The following is a 15,945-nucleotide window of genomic DNA, read 5'->3' on the forward strand; positions in this document are numbered from 1 at the left end:
CTCGTTTCGTCTTTCTTTCGGATCATTCCGTCTTTGTGTGCACCGTGAAAATAGGTGGGGTCATATCGATTTGAAAGCGCTATTGGTGCATGGCAGCAATGCAAATTGTGCAATGCAGCATTAGCGCGCGTCCAGTTTTCCGCCCAGATCGGAAAATGCCGTTAGGTCAAACGCTTGGCCGGACGAGCTAAAAGAACCAAGGAAAGGGGGAGGGGCATGGCGAGCTATTCGTCACGGGTCAGGTCGGATATCGCGCGATGGCAGCAGGCCGGCCTGATCGACGCGCCGACAGCCGAGGCTCTAACGCGCGACGTCGAGGCAAACGAACGCAAATCGCTGAGTTTCGGCTCGATCCTGGCGATGATGGCGGCGCTGCTGTTCGGCGCGGCTATCCTGATCTTCATCGCCGCTAACTGGGAAGTCATCCCGCGGCTGGTGCGGGTCGCGGCACTTTTTGCCGTTATCCTTGCCGGCTATGTCGGCGGCGCGGTGTTGAAGATGCGCGACCATGCGGCGATCGGCGAAGCACTGTGGATCGTCGCGGCGGCGGCATTCGGCGGTTCGATCGCGCTGATCGGCCAGATGTATCATTTGTCGGGCGACGAGGCCTCGGCCTTGATCACCTGGGGGGCCGGCACGGCGCTGGCGGCGGTGGCGCTGCGCTCAAACCCACTGACCGTCGCTGCCGTCGGCATCGCCGATGCCTGGCTGTTCCTGAGAGGGTTCGACTACTTCCGGCGCACGGAATTTCCGCATCTCTTCGTGGTCATGGCGCTAATACTGTTCGCCGTTTCGTTCTGGACGCGCAGCCAGGCGGCGCGCCACCTGATCATCCTGTCGGTCCTTTTCTACCTCGTGCTGTTGGCCATGGAATACGACACGCTGCAAGTCGCCATCCCGCTCGTTGCCGCGTCGGTGCTGCTTTTTACCGCTGCGATCTTTGCTGCCGGGCCGGTCGAGAGGGTTTTGCAACTCGGCGGCAGGTTGCCCTTGCACGCGCTGATCGGCTTTCTCACCGGCCTGGCGATGATCCAATTCGAACTGGCGGATGAAAGCAGCTACAATGGCGGCTTTGCCATTGCCTCGGCTGTTGCGCTGGCCGGCATCATCGCGGCGATCGTGCTGGGCGGCCGCGAGAGCCGGGGACTGCGCTGGGTTGCCTATGCGGGCTTCGCCTTCGAACTCGCCATCATCTATGTGGTGATGCTGCAATCAATGCTCGACACGGCAGGCTTCTTCCTTGCGGCGGCGGTGCTGCTCGCCGTTCTTGCTTTCATTATCATCCGCATAGAAAGGCGCATGAACGCCTCGAACATGACAGGAGCGGCGGCATGATGACCGGCAAAAGACTGATCATCTCGGCGCTGGTCCTGGCGCTCGTCCAGATCGGCTTTCTGAGCTGGATCATCGCCGGACGCGCGGCGATCCTGCGCGATGGCAAGCAGGTCCTGCTCAAGGTCGAGCCGATCGATCCGCGCGATCTCTTGCGCGGTGACTACATTCTGCTCGGCTACGACATTTCACGCATACCGGTGAAACTGATCGGCAACATTCCGGCCGGCAAGCTTTCCAGCGAGGAAACGTCGATCGTGGTCAGACTGAAGCAGGGCGCCGATGGCTATTGGGGGTCGACCGCGGCTTGGTTCGGGCAAGCGCCGGCGCCGGCAGCATCCGATGAAGCCGATATCGTCGGACACGTCTCCGAGGGCTGGAATATCAGCCAGGGAGCAACGACGATCGCGCCGGATTACGGCATCGAGCGCTTCTATCTGCCGGAAGGCGAGGGGATGGCGATCCAGAACGACATGCGGGTGCGGCCGTTCGGCATCCGCGTGGCGATTGCGGCCAACGGCACGGCGCAGATCAAAGCGCTGATGGATGGCGACAAGACACTGTTCGAGGAGCCGCTTTACTAGATCGCGCTACGGCCTTGGCAATGATCTCCTGCGCCAAGGCTCGGAGGAGCTTCGAGTGGCCTGCCACCCCAAGCTCGAAGAGCGAAGGGTGGTGCGGATGAAGGGACTCGAACCCCCACGCCTTTCGGCACTGGAACCTAAATCCAGGGCGTCTACCAATTCCGCCACATCCGCATTGCCCGGCCAATCCCATGTAGCCATCATTCTGTCAATGTCAGAGCCCACATCGGCATCATTGGCCGGAATGCAAAGATGGTTGAAAATCAGCGTCGCCTGTGACAAAAGGCGTGTCGAATGTGACGGGACGCGACGATCCGCTTCTGCAGAATGTGATAAGAAGTAGGAAAAACAAAGACTTATTCACATTTTGGAGCGTATTTCTGGAGGATTTGTGCCGCGTTGAGCGGACAGATCGCCAAGTCCCGCACCAAAAGCCATTCCCGGCAAGATCATACCGGCAGGCTGTAAACGGCAGGGGCCGTTTGACGGCCTCATTGGTGGAAACAAAGGTTTTATGATGCAGGTCACCGAAACGCTCAACTCCGGTCTCAAGCGCGAGATCAAGATCACCGTGCCGGCCGGTGACATGGAAGCCAAGCTGATGGCGCGGCTCTCCGATGCCAGGAACAAGGTCCGCATCAACGGCTTCCGCCCCGGCAAGGTGCCGGTGCAGCATCTGCGCAAGGTCTACGGCAAGTCGTTCATGGCCGAAGTGGTCAACGAGATCCTCAATGATTCGACCCGTTCGATCATCACCGGGCGCGGCGAAAAGGCCGCCATGCAGCCCGAAGTGATCATGACCGAGGACGAGAAGGAAGCCGAGAAGATCCTGGCAGGCGGTGCCGATTTCGAGTTCCGTCTGAACTATGAGGTCATTCCGCCGATCGAGATCAAGGATTTCTCCGACATCAAGGTGACGCGCCAGGTGTTCGACGTGCCGGATGAAGAGATCGACGAGCAGGTCAAGCGTGTCGCTGAATCCGCCCGCACTTACGAGCCGAAAACCGGCAAGGCCGCCGAAGGCGATCGCGTGACCATCGATTATGTCGGCAAGATCGACGGCGAAGCCTTCGGCGGCGGCGCAGGCACGGATCAGCCGCTGGTGCTCGGCTCGAAGGAATTCATCCCCGGCTTCGAGGACCAGCTGGTCGGCAGCAAGGCCGGCGACGAGAAGCAGGTCACGGTTACCTTCCCGGAAAACTACCAGGGGGCGCATCTGGCCGGCAAGGAAGCCACTTTTGACGTGACGGTCAAGGAAGTGTCGAAGCCCGGCGCGCTTGAGATCAACGACGAGATGGCCAAAAATCTCGGCCTTGAATCGCTGGAGCGCCTGCGCGAGGTGGTGCGCGGTCAGATCGAGAACCAGTTCGGCTCGATAACGCGCCAGAAAGTCAAGCGGCAGTTGCTCGACCAGCTCGACGCTGCCTACTCGTTCGAGGCGCCGTCCAAGCTAGTCGAGGCCGAGTTCAACAACATCTGGAACCAGGTCAATCGCGATCTCGAAGCTGCCGGGCGGACCTTTGCCGACGAAGAGACGACGGAAGAAGAAGCGCGTGCAGAATACATGCGGCTTGCCGAGCGCCGCGTGCGTCTCGGCCTGGTTCTCGCCGAAATCGGCGAGAAGGCCGGCGTCACGGTGACGGACGAGGAATTGCAGCGCGGCCTGTTCGAGCAGGTGCGTCGCTATCCGGCCAACCAGCAGCAGGAGGCCTTCGAATTCTATCGCAACAATCCCGAAGCGCTGAACACGTTGCGCGCGCCGATGTTCGAAGAGAAGGTGGTCGACCATCTGCTCGGCCAGATTTCGGTCACCGACGTCAAGGTCAGCAAGGAAGAGCTGCTGGCCGACGAGGAGGATACGGATACAACCAAGGCCAAGCCGGCGAAGAAGGCGGCTGCGAAAAAAGCGGACACCAAGAAGGCCGACGACGACGCTGAAGAGCCGAAGAAAAAGGCCGCGCCGAAGAAGAAGGCCGCCAAGGACGCTGAATAACGTCCCTGCTGAATTCCGAAAGGCCGCCTTCTCGAGGCGGCCTTTTTCGTTGTGGCACAGACGCAACGGATTTCACGCATCTGGCGCTCGAGGTAGCGATATGAAGCTTTGATGATTATCTGCGCTGGGTTGCTGACCGCAGCGGTTGTTGGAGGCATCGTTGAGACAGTTCTTCGGTATCGGAAGCGTGGCGGCGGCGTTCCTGCTTGCGTCGGTCTGTGGCATTGCCCAGGCTGATACGGTTCTCGACAACTGGCGGTTCGACAAGAGCAGCGATGGCCTTGTCACCGCCTCGCTTTATGCGACCAACAAGCTCATCACCGGCGGCGGCGCATTGAGCTACAGCCCGGTTTTGACGATCGCGTGCCGGACCGCCGGCGAACCGCGTTGGAGCGAATGGCTGCAGCTGAGCGACACCGTTTCCGCCAGCCGAACCATCGCCATGTCGGTGACTGTCGGCCAATCCGGCAAGCTCAACGAAAGCTGGTCGGTCGGCCCGCGCAGCAGGATGCTGGTCCGCGACGGTGCCGACGGCATCAGGCGACTGATTGCCGCGGACCGGCTGCTGCTGTCCTGGCGGTTCGGGCTGCTGTCGGGGCGCGGCAAAGCCGAGTTTGACCTCACCGGAGTTGAAGAGGCGATCGGCCGGATCGCCGCCAGCTGCAACACCAAATTGCCTTGAGCAGATTGTCCGCATTAAACCTTGGCACGGCCGAACTCTATCTGCCGGCCGGGTTCCGTGGTATGTAGGTGCCGCAACCCCAGGCAGTGGATATCCGTTCTGCCATTCAAGAGCGCATGCCAGCGGACTAAATGTCGGCCTGTGCAGGTCAGCCAGGGCAAATTGGCGATCAGGGAGGAAATGCCATGCGTGCCTTTGTGTTTTTTGTCATCATGTCCGTCGCCACCGTCATTGCCGGCCCCTCGCGGGCACAGGATGCCGCGGCGGGTGAGAAGGTCTTCGCCAAATGCAAGGTCTGCCATATCGCGGACAAGGATCAGAACAAGGTCGGCCCGTCCTTGAACGGCGTCATCGGCCGAACGGCCGGGACGCATCCGGGGTTCAGCTATTCCAAGGCCATGACCGAGGCTGGCAAGTCCGGCGTCAAATGGGATGAGGCCACGCTGACGACCTACCTTCACGATCCCAAGGCGATGGTCAAAGGAACCAAGATGGCATTCCCCGGCCTCAAGAAGGACGAGGACGTCGCCAATGTCATTGCTTATCTGAAGCAATTCTCCAAATAGCCCGGCTCTTCCGCCGGATCTTGGTATAGCAAACAGGTCGAGGCATAGCCTCGGCCGCAATCTGCCGGCAGTGTCGGTGGGGAGGGCGACTCGTTGCAAAAAAGACATTGGCCGGCTAGGCTGCCATTCCCATCGGTGGTCGTCTGAATGTCGACTGAAGAAAGCCGTCTCAAGGATACCGGCATCCGCCTCTCGGAGGCGACGGCGGGTGATTTCTTTGCGCTTTTGAAACCACGCGTCATGGCACTTGCCGTGTTTACGGCCTTCGTCGGCCTGATGATGGCGCCCGGCGTGATGAATCCAGTTATCGCCTTAATTGCCATCGGCGCAATCGCGGTTGGAGCGGGAGCCGCCGGCGCGCTCAATATGTGGTACGACGCAGACATAGACGCCTTGATGTCTCGCACGTCCAAGCGACCGATTCCGTCCGGTCGCGTCACGCCTGGCGAAGCTCTCAGCTTCGGTCTGGTGCTTTCCGCACTGTCGGTCATGACGCTCGGCGTGCTGGTGGGGTGGCTCGCCGCATCGTTGTTGGCGTTCACCATCTTTTTCTATGTCGTTATCTACACGATGTGGCTGAAGCGCTCGACGCCACAGAATATCGTCATAGGCGGCGCGGCAGGCGCCCTTCCTCCGGTGATCGGGTGGGTTGCTGCAACCGGCGCAATCGGCATTGAAAGTCTCATCCTGTTTCTGATCATTTTCCTCTGGACGCCGCCTCATTTCTGGGCGCTGGCCCTTTTCAAGGTCGGTGACTATGCCGCGGCTGGGGTCCCGATGATGCCGAATGTGGCCGGCCAGCACTCGACCAGAAAACAAATCTTCGCCTATTCACTGCTCTTGGCGCCAATCGGCGTGCTCCCTTGGGGTTTCGGCTTCGCGAGCGGATATTACGGCACTGCTTCAGCCGCGTTGGGTGCAGGTTTCATTTGGCAGGCCTGGAAGGTTCTCGTCGCCGACAAGGAGATGAAGCCGGCAAAGGCGCTGTTTGCGTATTCGATTGTCTATCTTTTCGCAATATTTGCAGCGTTGCTTGCCGACACCATTGTAATGCGAGTGATCGCTTCAGCCGACTATTGACCCCGGCTCAAAACATCACATTGGCAGAGCACAAAATCCAAGCAACAGCAGAATAACGACGCCAAGGCCGAGTATGAGAACTGTCCTTCCGTCCATGACCTTCACCTTCGACTAGAAGAGCATATCGGAGAACGGCGTCCGTAGCTAGTCAGGCTACCCGGGACCTCTTACTCCCGGGCCTTCCTACAAAGCGCGACAAGTCCCCCGCATGAGAGTATATTGATCATGGTGCAGGTCGCGGTTTGCGTGGGCCAATCATGCGGAACGGCAGCACCGTAAAACGCGACCTTACCGGACCTGGTCTGGAGGAATGGTCATGGCAAGCTTTCACGTAATAGCAGGCGCCAGCGAGACGCTGGAACACACCAGAATTCGAAAAATCGGTGTCTCCGATCTTTTTGATGCGCTCAGGCGTGGCGTCGATGATTTCATGGTCAAGCCGTCGCACATCGTTTTTCTCTGCCTGATCTATCCGATTGCGGGTGTCGTGCTTGCTGTCTGGACATCAGGTAACAACACGCTGCCATTGCTGTTTCCGCTTGTGTCCGGCTTTGCACTGATTGGTCCGTTCGCGGCGATCGGCCTCTATGAGATCAGCCGGCGACGGGAAGCCGGGCTCGACGCCTCGTGGAGGCACGCCTTTGAGGTCAGGAGTTCTCCAGCACTGCCGGCTATTGCAGCGGTCGGCGTCATGCTGCTTGCGATCTTCATCGCCTGGCTTTTGACGGCCCAGATATTCTACCAGACCCTGTTCGGCCCGGCGCCGCCGCAATCGCTGTCCAGTTTCATCAGTGAAATATTTGCCACGGGACGCGGCTGGACGCTCATCATCCTGGGTCACGCCATCGGCTTCGTGTTCGCCGCGGTTGTGTTGTGCACCACGGTCGTCGCATTCCCGTTGTTGCTCGACCGCGATGTCGGCGCCTACGAAGCCATCCACACCTCGGTGCGCGTTGTCCTGGCCAACCCGATCGTGATGGCCGTGTGGGGCCTTATCGTCGCCGTCGCCCTGATCGTCGGCTCGCTGCCAGTGTTCGCCGGGTTGGCAGTCGTGCTGCCGATCCTTGGTCATGCGACCTGGCATGTCTATCGGAAAGTTGTGGAATCGCCGCCGGCCACCAGACCGTGAGCTGAAAAAAACCAGCCCTGCGCGCACCGGTGAAAGTGCCGGTGCGGGCAGGTGGGGCAGAGCTTTCAATAGGCCGGGTGGCTGAAACGGGCCTGGCGCGCGTCCTTTGTCAGGTCGCGAAAATCCCTGCCGCTCACATGCACCAGCGTCCTATGATCACCGCCCTCGAAATAGATTTCGGGAGCGTCGCCGAGGCTTTCATCGAGGACCACTGGCACATCATAGGCAGCGCCGATCGGTGGCACAGCGCCGACATCGCAATCGCCGAACAACGAGACCACCTCGTCTTCGGAGGCAAGTCCAAGAGGCTTCTCCATGACATCCTGCAATGTCGCGAGTTCTATCCTGTGCGTGCTTGGAACCACGGCGAGCGCGTAGCCACGGTCGTGGTGAACGACCACCGATTTGGCCATTATGCTGCCAGGCACATGTGCCGCAATGGCGGATTGTCTGCTTGTCGCCGTGCGGTGATGCTCGACGGTGTCGTAGGAAATTCCTTTCCTATCGATGAAGTCCTTCAGTCTGGTTGCGATGGTCATCTTGGGCGCCCCTTGCTGGTGTTCGCGACGCATGTGGAAACGCCGGCATCGCCTGTCGTTTCCGATACCAACAGAAATGGACCAGTCGTGGATTGTTTCAAGGCGAAGGCTCCAGGACCGGACGGCCCGGATCCGGATTGTATGTCAGGGCCCGGCTCCGAAAAACGCCATTCGGGTGAGAAGCGTGTAGTCCGCTTCGAAGACCATCATCGTCACGAACACCAGAACCAGCACCGGCGGCAGGATAATTGCATATGCCAGTGCCAGCCGTTCCCAGGCCATGTGCATGAAGATGGCGACGATCAGTCCTGCCTTGAGGATCATGAAGATCAGGATCAGCGACCATCTGAGATAGCCGTGGAGACCGAAATAGTCGACCAGATAGGAGCAGGTGCTGAGGATGAACAACCACGCCCAGACCACCAGATAGAGCTTGATCGGGTGCTCCTGATGAACCTCCGCCGGGGTAACGCCGGTCGTCGTCGCATCATGGGTACGGGCGCTGTCCAGTGCGTGTTGTCCCAGGCCGTTTGCGGTTGCTTCAGCCATGTCCTGCCTCTCACCAAAGATAGAAAAATGCGAAAATGAACACCCAGACCAGGTCGACGAAATGCCAGTAAAGCCCCATGATTTCGACGTTCTCGTAGCGGCCCCTTCGGCTGGTGAAGAAGCCGGGCCGTCCGACATCGTAATCCCCGCGCCAGACCTTTCGCGCCACGATGATCAGGAAGATCACCCCGATCGTCACGTGCGTGCCGTGGAAGCCGGTGATCATGAAAAAGGATGCGCCGAACTGGGCAGCGCCCCAGGGATTGCCCCAAGGCCGCACGCCCTCGGTGATCAGCTTGGTCCATTCGAAGGCCTGCATGCCGACGAAGGTCGCGCCGAGTGCTGCGGTCAAGAGCATCAGCACTGCCGTCTTGCGGCGGTCGCGGCGGTAGCCGAAATTGACCGCCATGGCCATCGTTCCGCTGCTCGAGATCAGCACGAAGGTCATGATGGCGATAAGGATCAGTGGAATGTCGGAGCCACCGATGCGCAGGGCGAAGACCTCGCTCGGATTGGGCCACGGCACACGTGTTGAGATACGCGCGGTCATGTAGGAGAGCAGGAAGCAGCCGAAGATGAACGTGTCGCTGAGCAGGAAGATCCACATCATGGCCTTGCCCCAGGACACGTTTTTGAACGCCCGCTGATCCGAGGACCAGTCGGCGGCGATGCCTTGCCAGCCTGCGGGCCGCGGCTCTGTTCGGCCGATGTGGGCCAGTGTCGTCTCTGCCATCCGCCCGTTCCTCCTAGGTCAGCAACCCTCGGCAAATGTCGATTAAAGTCGAAGCCCAGCCGGCCAGAAGCGCAAAGATGGCGAGCCAGACGAAAAGCAGGAAATGCCAATACATGGCGCACAGCTCGACACTGAGGCGAAGCCGCTGCGGCTGCGCTCCGTTCCAGGCGCCGACGCTCGTTCTGCCCAGCCCGACCAGTCCTCCCAGTATATGCAGGCCATGCATTCCCGTTAGCAGGTAGAAGAAGCTGTTGGCCGGATTGGATGCCAGAAAATAGCCATCCGCACTCAGTTCCCGCCATGCCACAAGCTGTCCAATCAGGAAGACGAGCGCCGTGAGTCCAGCGGTGGCGAGGCCGAGCCTGACCATGTCCACTTGACCCTTGCGCGCCGCGAGCGAAGCGCACTGTATCGCGATGCTGCTCAAGACCAGTACGCCGGTGTTAAGCCAGAGCAGGGGCGGGATGGGCAGCGGCCGCCAATCCGACAGTGCCATGCGCATGAAGTAAGCACTGGTGAACAGCGCGAACAGGCAGCCGACGACGGCAAGGAAGACGCCGAGACCGATCTTTGCGGTCGGCAGCGCCGATCGGTCCAGAGCGACAAAATCCCCGGTCATACCTTGCTCGAGCCACGGCTTCGTCATTAGCCGCTGATGGGAAAGCCACCACCCGGCAATACCGGCGATCACGAGCAGGAAGACCAGGATTACGCTCATGCCGGCTCCCTGGAGGGCGCGAAGGAGCCCGGAACGTTTTGCGGTATGAAGTCCTCCTTGGCTCCCGGTACGCTGTAGTCATAGGCCCAGCGATAGACGATCGGCAGATCCTTGCCGAAATTGCCGTGGGCGGGCGGTGTTTCGGGCGTCTGCCACTCGAGCGTCGTTGCCCGCCACGGATTGCCGCCAGCCTCACGGCCATGGCGGATGCTCCAGATGAGATTGAACAGAAACACAATCTGAGCAAAACCGACTATAAAAGCCATGATGCTGATAAACGAGTTCAGGTGGTGGGCCGATTCCGTCATGATCGTCATGTCGGTCAATTCGTTGTACCGCCGCGGCACGCCCATCAAGCCGAGATAGTGCATGGGAAAGAAGATCAGATAGGCGCCGAGGAAGGTGACCCAGAAATGGAACCGGCCCAGTGTCTCGTTCAGCATCCGGCCGGTGACCTTCGGATACCAGTGATAGATCGCGCCGAAGATTACGATGATCGGGGCAACCCCCATGACCATATGGAAATGGGCGACGACGAACATCGTGTCCGACAGCGGAACGTCGACGACGACATTGCCAAGAAATAGCCCAGTCAACCCGCCATTGACGAAGGTGACGATGAAGGCCAAGGCAAAAAGCATCGGTATGGTGAGGTGGATGTCGCCGCGCCACAGCGTCAGCACCCAATTGTAGACCTTGATGGCTGTTGGGACAGCGATGATCAATGTCGTTGTGGCGAAGAAAAAGCCGAAATAGGGATGCATGCCACTGACATACATGTGGTGCGCCCAGACCACGAAGCTCAGCGCGCCGATGCCGACGATGGCCCAGACCATCATGCGGTAGCCGAAGATGTTCTTGCGCGCATGGGTGCTGATCAGGTCGGATACGATGCCGAAGGCCGGAAGCGCCACGATGTAGACTTCCGGATGGCCGAAGAACCAGAACAGATGCTGGAACAGGATCGGGCTGCCGCCGCCGTGCTGCAACTGTTCGCCCATCTCGACAATCGCCGGCATGAAGAAGCTGGTGCCGAGCGCCCGGTCGAGCAGCATCATCACGCAGGCGACGAACAGCGCCGGGAAGGCGAGCAGCGCCATGACGGTGGCGGTGAAAATACCCCAGACAGTAAGCGGAAGGCGCATCAGCGTCATGCCGCGCGTGCGCCCCTGCAGCACCGTCACGACATAGTTCAAGCCGCCCATGGTAAAGCCGACGATGAACAGGATCAGCGAGACAAGCATCAGGATGATGCCCCAGTCCTGGCCGCCTGGCGTACCGGTCATGATCGCCTGCGGCGGATAGAGCGTCCAGCCGGCACCCGTCGGTCCGCCGGGCGCAAAGAAGCTCGACACCAGGACCAGCACGGCGAGCAGATAGATCCAGTAGCTCAGCATGTTGACATAGGGAAAGACCATGTCGCGAGCACCAACCATCAACGGGATCAGATAGTTGCCGAAGCCGCCCAGGAAGAGTGCCGTGAGCAGGTAGATCACCATGATCATGCCGTGCATGGTGATGAACTGGTAGTAGGCTTCCGGGGTGATGAAGTCGAATGTGCCGGGGAAGCCGAGTTGCAGCCGCATCAGCCAGGATAGCACCAGCGCGACCATGCCGATCGCTGTCGCCGTCGCCGAATACTGGATGGCGATGACCTTGGCGTCCTGCGAGAAAACGTATTTCGTCCACCAGCTGTGCGGATGGTAGAGTTCCATTTCCGCGACTTCGGCCGGCGGTACCGCATCTGCAGGTGTGATATCGACCATAGGAACACCTCCGTGCCCTTCTCGGCCAGCCCGACAGTTCGGACTTGCCGCATTAACTTCAATCCCGACGGCGCGCCGTCGTTCCGGTTTCCTACTCTGCCGAGCCCATCTGCTGGGGCGCGGACAGCTGCGCAAAAGTCTGCTGCTGGCCAAGCCACGCCAGATAGTCTTCCTGAGTATCGACCATGACCACGCCATGCATCATCGGATGTCCCTGGCCGCAGAGTTCGGCACACAGGACCTGGAAGGTTCCGGTCTTGGTAGGAGTGAACCAGAAATAGGTGACCGAGCCCGGGATCATGTCCATCTTGGCGCGGAATTCCGGCACGTAGAAATCGTGCAGCACATCGATCGAGCGGAGCAGCATCTTGACCGGTTTGCCTACCGGGAGGTGCAGGTCGGCCGCTTCCACTACGACATCGTCCTGACCGTTGGCATCGGTGGCGATGACGCCGAGTGGATTTTCAGCGTTGACGTCGCGAGTGTCGGATGTGCCGAGCTTGCCGTCCTTGCCGGGGAGGCGGAAACTCCATTGCCACTGCTGGCCGACGACTTCGACCTCGGTTGCGTCGCTTGGAACGGTAACGAACCGGCTCCAGACGAACAGGCCTGGAACGAGCAAAGCGGTGACACCAACCGCGGTGACGACCGTCAGCCAGGATTCGAGCCGCCTGTTCTCAGGTTCGTATGCCGCCTGATTGCCTTCCCGATGACGGAAGCGGAAGACGCAATAGGCCATGAAAAGAACCACGGCGGCGAAGACGACACCGGTGATCCAGAAAGTTATGATGATGGTGTTGTCGATATAGTCCCAGTTCGAGGCAATCGGCGTCCACCACCATGGGCTCAGGAAGTGGAACAACACCGAGCCCACGACTATCAGAACGAGTACAAGCGCAACGGCCATGTCCCGGTTCCTCCCGGTATTCCAAGCGGCGCAAGCCGTCCCGGGAAATACCAAGTGCATCATAACTTGATTTGCGATGAAAATTCTAGAGCCGGCTGTGGGAAGGGCAAAAATACCATTTCGCGGCGCTGGCGGTCCTTCGGTTCGGCGGTGATCAGCGGCAGGCCCTCATCTATTTCCAGCTCACCCGCCCGATGCGGCCACGCGGCAAACATCGTCAGCGTGGAGTAGCCGGCAATGGCGGGCACGCCGAATGCGCCTAGCAGAACCACCGGAACGGCGATCGTCGGGGATCCCTCCACCTGCTCGACCGACAGCTCGACGAAGGGAGTGGAGCCACTTTATTGGCCGGCAGATGTCACCCGCCAAACTGTGTTGCCGACGTCGTCGGCGATGAGCAGGGCCCCGGTTTTGTCGACAGCCAGGCCGACAGGCCGGCCGCGCGCCTTGTTGTCCTTGTCCAGGAAGTCAGTCACCACGTCGGTAGCGACGCCGCTCGGACGGCCGCCGCTGAATGGTACGAAAACTACCTTGTAGCCATTGAAGCGCGTGCGGTTCCAGCTGCCATGCTCGCCAACGAAGGCGCCGCCGCGATATGCCTCGGGAAGGCTGGTTGCCGCATAGAAGGCCAGCCCCAGAGGGGCGACGTGGGAACTCAGTGCATAATCCGGAACGATCGCTTTTGCGACCAGGTCCGGACGTTGGGGCATGACGCGGGGATCGAGATGCTGGCCGTAATAGCTGTATGGCCATCCGTAGAAGCCGCCATCCTTTACCGAGGTCAGATAATCCGGCACGAGATTGGGGCCGAGCTCGTCGCGTTCATTGATCACTGCCCAGAGCGCCCCGGTCTGCGGCTCCCAGCTCAGGCCGTTTGGATTGCGCAAACCGCTGGCGAAAATGCGCGACCGGCCGGTGGCCCTGTCTACCTGCCAGATGGCGGCGCGGTTCTTCTCCGCCTCGATGCCGTTTTCGGCGACGTTGCTGTTCGAGCCGATGCCGACATAGAGCAGCGAGCCGTCGGGGCTTGCCACCAGGCTCTTCGTCCAATGGTGGTCGATCGGGCCGCCGGGCAGGGCGGTTAGCGGCGTCCCGGGCGCGGTGATCTTTGTGTCACCGGTGTTGTAGGGATAGCGGACGATGGAGTCGGTATTGGCGACGTAGAGATCGCTTCCCACCAGCGCCACGCCAAAGGGGGAGCTCAGGTGGTCGAGGAATACGCTGGTCAGCTCCGGCTTGCCATCGCCATCGGCGTCGCGCAGCAGCGTAATGCGGTTGCTTGGGCCGCTGTCGCCGCCCGAGGTGACCCAGGATTCGATCCAGCCCATCACCAAATCCTTGGGCCGTTTGATCGGTTCGCCACCCGGCGCCTTGGACTCGACCACCAGCACGTCGCCATTGGGCAGCACATAAAGCGACCGCGGATGCTGCAAGCCGTGGGCAAAAGCCTGGATCTGCAGCCCCTGCGCGACTGTCGGCTTCTCATCGCTCTTCCATCCGACCACGGAAGCGAGATGCATCGGCGGGAAGAAATATTGGATCGGCTCCGGCAGTTTTGGATTCGGCCCTATCTGACTGCTGGGATCCGGGTCGTTGCCGCTGCACGCTGCAAGAGTGATCGCCGCAGTGCAAACGAGGACGGACACCGCGATGCGCCTGGTCTGACCGATGGAGCTTGCTATGCGCATCAATCCGCGACTCCGACGTGATGCCGGTACACCATGGACCAGCCCAGCCAACCAGTGAAGATGAGGACGAGCATGACAACCGCCGAGAGGATCAAGCCTGTAGGAACGATGGAGGTCCATGCATCGCGGGTGTGCACGAGCATGTTGATGATGGATAACGCCAGCGCCAGAAGATTGCCGAGCACGTGCGGCCAGGCGGGGGGCTGTGCCCTTATCAGCGGATTGGCCAGGAAATCGATCAGCCCCGCGATCGCTGCCAGGCAGCCCATGATCACGCCGACGGTAACCAGCCAAGCGGAGAAGTCAGCCCACATCATCTCCGCTGTTCGCCAATAGGCTAGATCCGTCAGCAGGGTGCCGACGAAGCAGGCGATCGGAAATGGCACGAGCATCGGATGAATAGGATGTCCCGCAATCCTGGCCGTCGAACGCGGATTGTCACCGACCATAATGCGCCATCCTTCCTATTCTCGTCCAAACAAACGCCGCCTACCCGGCCTCCGGCGGCTGTTGCCGAGAGACCGGCAGACGACCGATAGATCCGTCAGGCCCAAAAAAGGGCGCTGGCTGGCTGCGCCTGTTAGGCGGCGGACTGGGTCGGCGGGTTCTGATACATCATCCAGAGCTCGATCGCCGCCAGCACGGCGACCAGAATGCCGATCACGACATGCACGGTCATCGCCGTGGTCGCCTGGAATCCAAGCACCCAGGGCGATGCGAGAACCCACAGTCCGACGACCAGGTTCACCCACTCTTCCCACACGGCAAATGCTGCGAGGGCGGCAACCGAAAGCACGACAATCAAGATTCCGCTGCCGAGGGCGTTCTGCGTCTGCGGGCCTGCCGCAAAGGTGAAGATCCAGGGGGAGAAGAACAGAATTGCCCCAAGGATCAGGTTGGCTACGTCACAGAGCCTGGCGTTTGTCCACTGGTTCATGGCATCCTCCATAGGGAGCGTTTATGGCTCCCGAGTTCGGCAAGGTGGTGCCTGAGTTCGGCGAGATGCGCCCGAAGCCGCTCACTCCGTGTCACGGTAGTGCCCTGCCCGGCTGGAATTCCGCATCTGGCGGTACTCCAGCCAAATCCGGCTATCTAACTGAATTCCGGGCTTTATGTTCCATTCGGCACCGGCACGCCTGGATCACTTGGTGGTGATCGAGCGATCCAAAGCTGCCTGTCAGGGGGCGGCGGGGCGGCGGCGCGTAGCTCATTCTGTCTTTTTATCGAGCCGGTGAAACATTTCTCATGGATCGCAGTTCTTGGATGCAGAGGAGTTGAATAAGGGCAACCTGATTGCACGGGAGGAGCACGGACGGCACAACTATAAATACGCTCTGCATAGAATACTTCGCAACTGGAAGCTCTCGCTTGTCTTGGTTGCCGCCGAAGCTTGTTTGAAAGGCGGCGATCGCCGCCGAAAAGATTTCTAAATGAAAATAGCCCAGATCGCACCGCTAACCGAATCCGTGCCGCCCCGAACCTACGGTGGAACGGAGCGAATTGTTTCGTATCTGACCGAAGAACTTGTCCGACAGGGCCACGAGGTGACGCTGTTCGCCAGCGCCGATTCTCGTACCTCAGCCGAGCTGGTGCGGTGTTGCGACGTCGCGCTGCGCCTGAACCCCAGGGTCCAGGACGGTGGTCCGCACCATGTTATGATGCTTGAACGGGTGCGCCGG

18 protein-coding genes and 1 tRNA gene are annotated in these 15,945 nt (G+C 60.2%); 8 read left to right on the forward strand and 11 right to left on the reverse strand.

Features of this window, described 5'->3' with window-relative positions; all coding sequences use genetic code 11:
* Positions 1 to 216 precede the first annotated feature (216 nt).
* Together NKH04_RS21775 and NKH04_RS21780 are read left to right on the forward strand one after the other, a co-directional pair.
* On the forward strand, positions 217 to 1,335 hold the full coding sequence (locus NKH04_RS21775) for a DUF2157 domain-containing protein (RefSeq protein WP_352919064.1): 1,119 nt from the start codon (positions 217 to 219) through the stop codon (positions 1,333 to 1,335).
* The gene (locus tag NKH04_RS21780) at positions 1,332 to 1,916 is read left to right on the forward strand and encodes a GDYXXLXY domain-containing protein (protein ID WP_352850152.1); all 585 of its coding nucleotides are present in this window, start codon (positions 1,332 to 1,334) and stop codon (positions 1,914 to 1,916) included. The genes NKH04_RS21775 and NKH04_RS21780 overlap by 4 nt, the downstream gene beginning before the upstream one ends.
* A gap of 89 nt (positions 1,917 to 2,005) precedes the next feature.
* Here the strand turns inward: NKH04_RS21780 and NKH04_RS21785 are convergent.
* Positions 2,006 to 2,090 (reverse strand) — tRNA-Leu (locus NKH04_RS21785).
* A 343-nt stretch (positions 2,091 to 2,433) separates the two neighbouring features.
* Between NKH04_RS21785 and tig the strand changes: the two genes are divergently transcribed.
* The 5 genes from tig to NKH04_RS21810 all read left to right on the forward strand — a co-directional run bounded on the left by tig (position 2,434) and on the right by NKH04_RS21810 (position 7,366).
* Complete coding sequence (gene tig / locus NKH04_RS21790) at positions 2,434 to 3,909, forward strand: trigger factor (protein WP_352819182.1); 1,476 nt, start codon at positions 2,434 to 2,436, stop codon at positions 3,907 to 3,909.
* Between the two features lie 160 nt (positions 3,910 to 4,069).
* Entirely contained in the window at positions 4,070 to 4,591 is a 522-nt protein-coding gene (locus NKH04_RS21795; protein WP_352470439.1) for a hypothetical protein, read from the forward strand.
* A 212-nt stretch (positions 4,592 to 4,803) separates the two neighbouring features.
* Complete coding sequence (locus tag NKH04_RS21800; RefSeq protein WP_502893720.1) at positions 4,804 to 5,157, forward strand: c-type cytochrome; 354 nt, start codon at positions 4,804 to 4,806, stop codon at positions 5,155 to 5,157.
* A 147-nt stretch (positions 5,158 to 5,304) separates the two neighbouring features.
* Positions 5,305 to 6,237: a heme o synthase gene (locus NKH04_RS21805; RefSeq protein WP_352470441.1), complete on the forward strand. Its 933-nt coding sequence runs from the start codon at positions 5,305 to 5,307 to the stop codon at positions 6,235 to 6,237.
* A 316-nt stretch (positions 6,238 to 6,553) separates the two neighbouring features.
* On the forward strand, positions 6,554 to 7,366 hold the full coding sequence (locus tag NKH04_RS21810; RefSeq protein ID WP_023678906.1) for a DUF2189 domain-containing protein: 813 nt from the start codon (positions 6,554 to 6,556) through the stop codon (positions 7,364 to 7,366).
* A 65-nt stretch (positions 7,367 to 7,431) separates the two neighbouring features.
* Here NKH04_RS21810 and NKH04_RS21815 read toward each other — a convergent pair whose 3' ends face one another.
* The 10 genes from NKH04_RS21815 to NKH04_RS21860 form a co-directional block, all read right to left on the reverse strand.
* A complete protein-coding gene (locus tag NKH04_RS21815) occupies positions 7,432 to 7,905 on the reverse strand; it encodes an aminoacyl-tRNA deacylase (RefSeq protein ID WP_352470443.1) in 474 nt (157 codons plus the stop codon).
* Between the two features lie 144 nt (positions 7,906 to 8,049).
* On the reverse strand, positions 8,050 to 8,454 hold the full coding sequence (locus NKH04_RS21820; RefSeq protein ID WP_352470444.1) for a cytochrome C oxidase subunit IV family protein: 405 nt from the start codon (positions 8,452 to 8,454) through the stop codon (positions 8,050 to 8,052).
* Between the two features lie 10 nt (positions 8,455 to 8,464).
* A complete protein-coding gene (locus NKH04_RS21825; RefSeq protein ID WP_023678903.1) occupies positions 8,465 to 9,187 on the reverse strand; it encodes a heme-copper oxidase subunit III family protein in 723 nt (240 codons plus the stop codon).
* A gap of 13 nt (positions 9,188 to 9,200) precedes the next feature.
* Positions 9,201 to 9,905, reverse strand: a complete 705-nt coding sequence (locus NKH04_RS21830; protein WP_352539753.1) for a cytochrome c oxidase subunit 3 — start codon at positions 9,903 to 9,905, stop codon at positions 9,201 to 9,203.
* Entirely contained in the window at positions 9,902 to 11,671 is a 1,770-nt protein-coding gene (gene ctaD, locus NKH04_RS21835; protein WP_352470447.1) for a cytochrome c oxidase subunit I, read from the reverse strand. Before ctaD ends, NKH04_RS21830 begins: the two co-directional genes overlap by 4 nt.
* Positions 11,672 to 11,762: 91 nt before the next feature.
* Entirely contained in the window at positions 11,763 to 12,578 is an 816-nt protein-coding gene (gene coxB, locus NKH04_RS21840) for a cytochrome c oxidase subunit II (RefSeq protein WP_352500857.1), read from the reverse strand.
* A 59-nt stretch (positions 12,579 to 12,637) separates the two neighbouring features.
* Positions 12,638 to 12,826: a hypothetical protein gene (locus NKH04_RS21845; protein WP_352567649.1), complete on the reverse strand. Its 189-nt coding sequence runs from the start codon at positions 12,824 to 12,826 to the stop codon at positions 12,638 to 12,640.
* A gap of 93 nt (positions 12,827 to 12,919) precedes the next feature.
* On the reverse strand, positions 12,920 to 14,266 hold the full coding sequence (locus tag NKH04_RS21850; RefSeq protein ID WP_352766775.1) for a PQQ-dependent sugar dehydrogenase: 1,347 nt from the start codon (positions 14,264 to 14,266) through the stop codon (positions 12,920 to 12,922).
* Positions 14,266 to 14,715: a DUF2231 domain-containing protein gene (locus NKH04_RS21855; RefSeq protein WP_352919145.1), complete on the reverse strand. Its 450-nt coding sequence runs from the start codon at positions 14,713 to 14,715 to the stop codon at positions 14,266 to 14,268. The genes NKH04_RS21850 and NKH04_RS21855 overlap by 1 nt, the downstream gene beginning before the upstream one ends.
* A gap of 131 nt (positions 14,716 to 14,846) precedes the next feature.
* Positions 14,847 to 15,203 carry an SPW repeat protein gene (locus tag NKH04_RS21860; RefSeq protein WP_352451366.1) on the reverse strand — a complete coding sequence of 119 codons (357 nt, stop codon included), beginning with the start codon at positions 15,201 to 15,203 and terminating at the stop codon, positions 14,847 to 14,849.
* A gap of 493 nt (positions 15,204 to 15,696) precedes the next feature.
* Here NKH04_RS21860 and NKH04_RS21865 point away from each other — a divergent pair.
* A partial coding sequence (locus NKH04_RS21865) for a glycosyltransferase (RefSeq protein ID WP_352470451.1) occupies positions 15,697 to 15,945 on the forward strand: 249 nt, incomplete at its 3' end.

Origin of the sequence: Mesorhizobium sp. M1365, from assembly GCF_040317865.1 — a bacterium.
Lineage (GTDB): Bacteria > Pseudomonadota > Alphaproteobacteria > Rhizobiales > Rhizobiaceae > Mesorhizobium.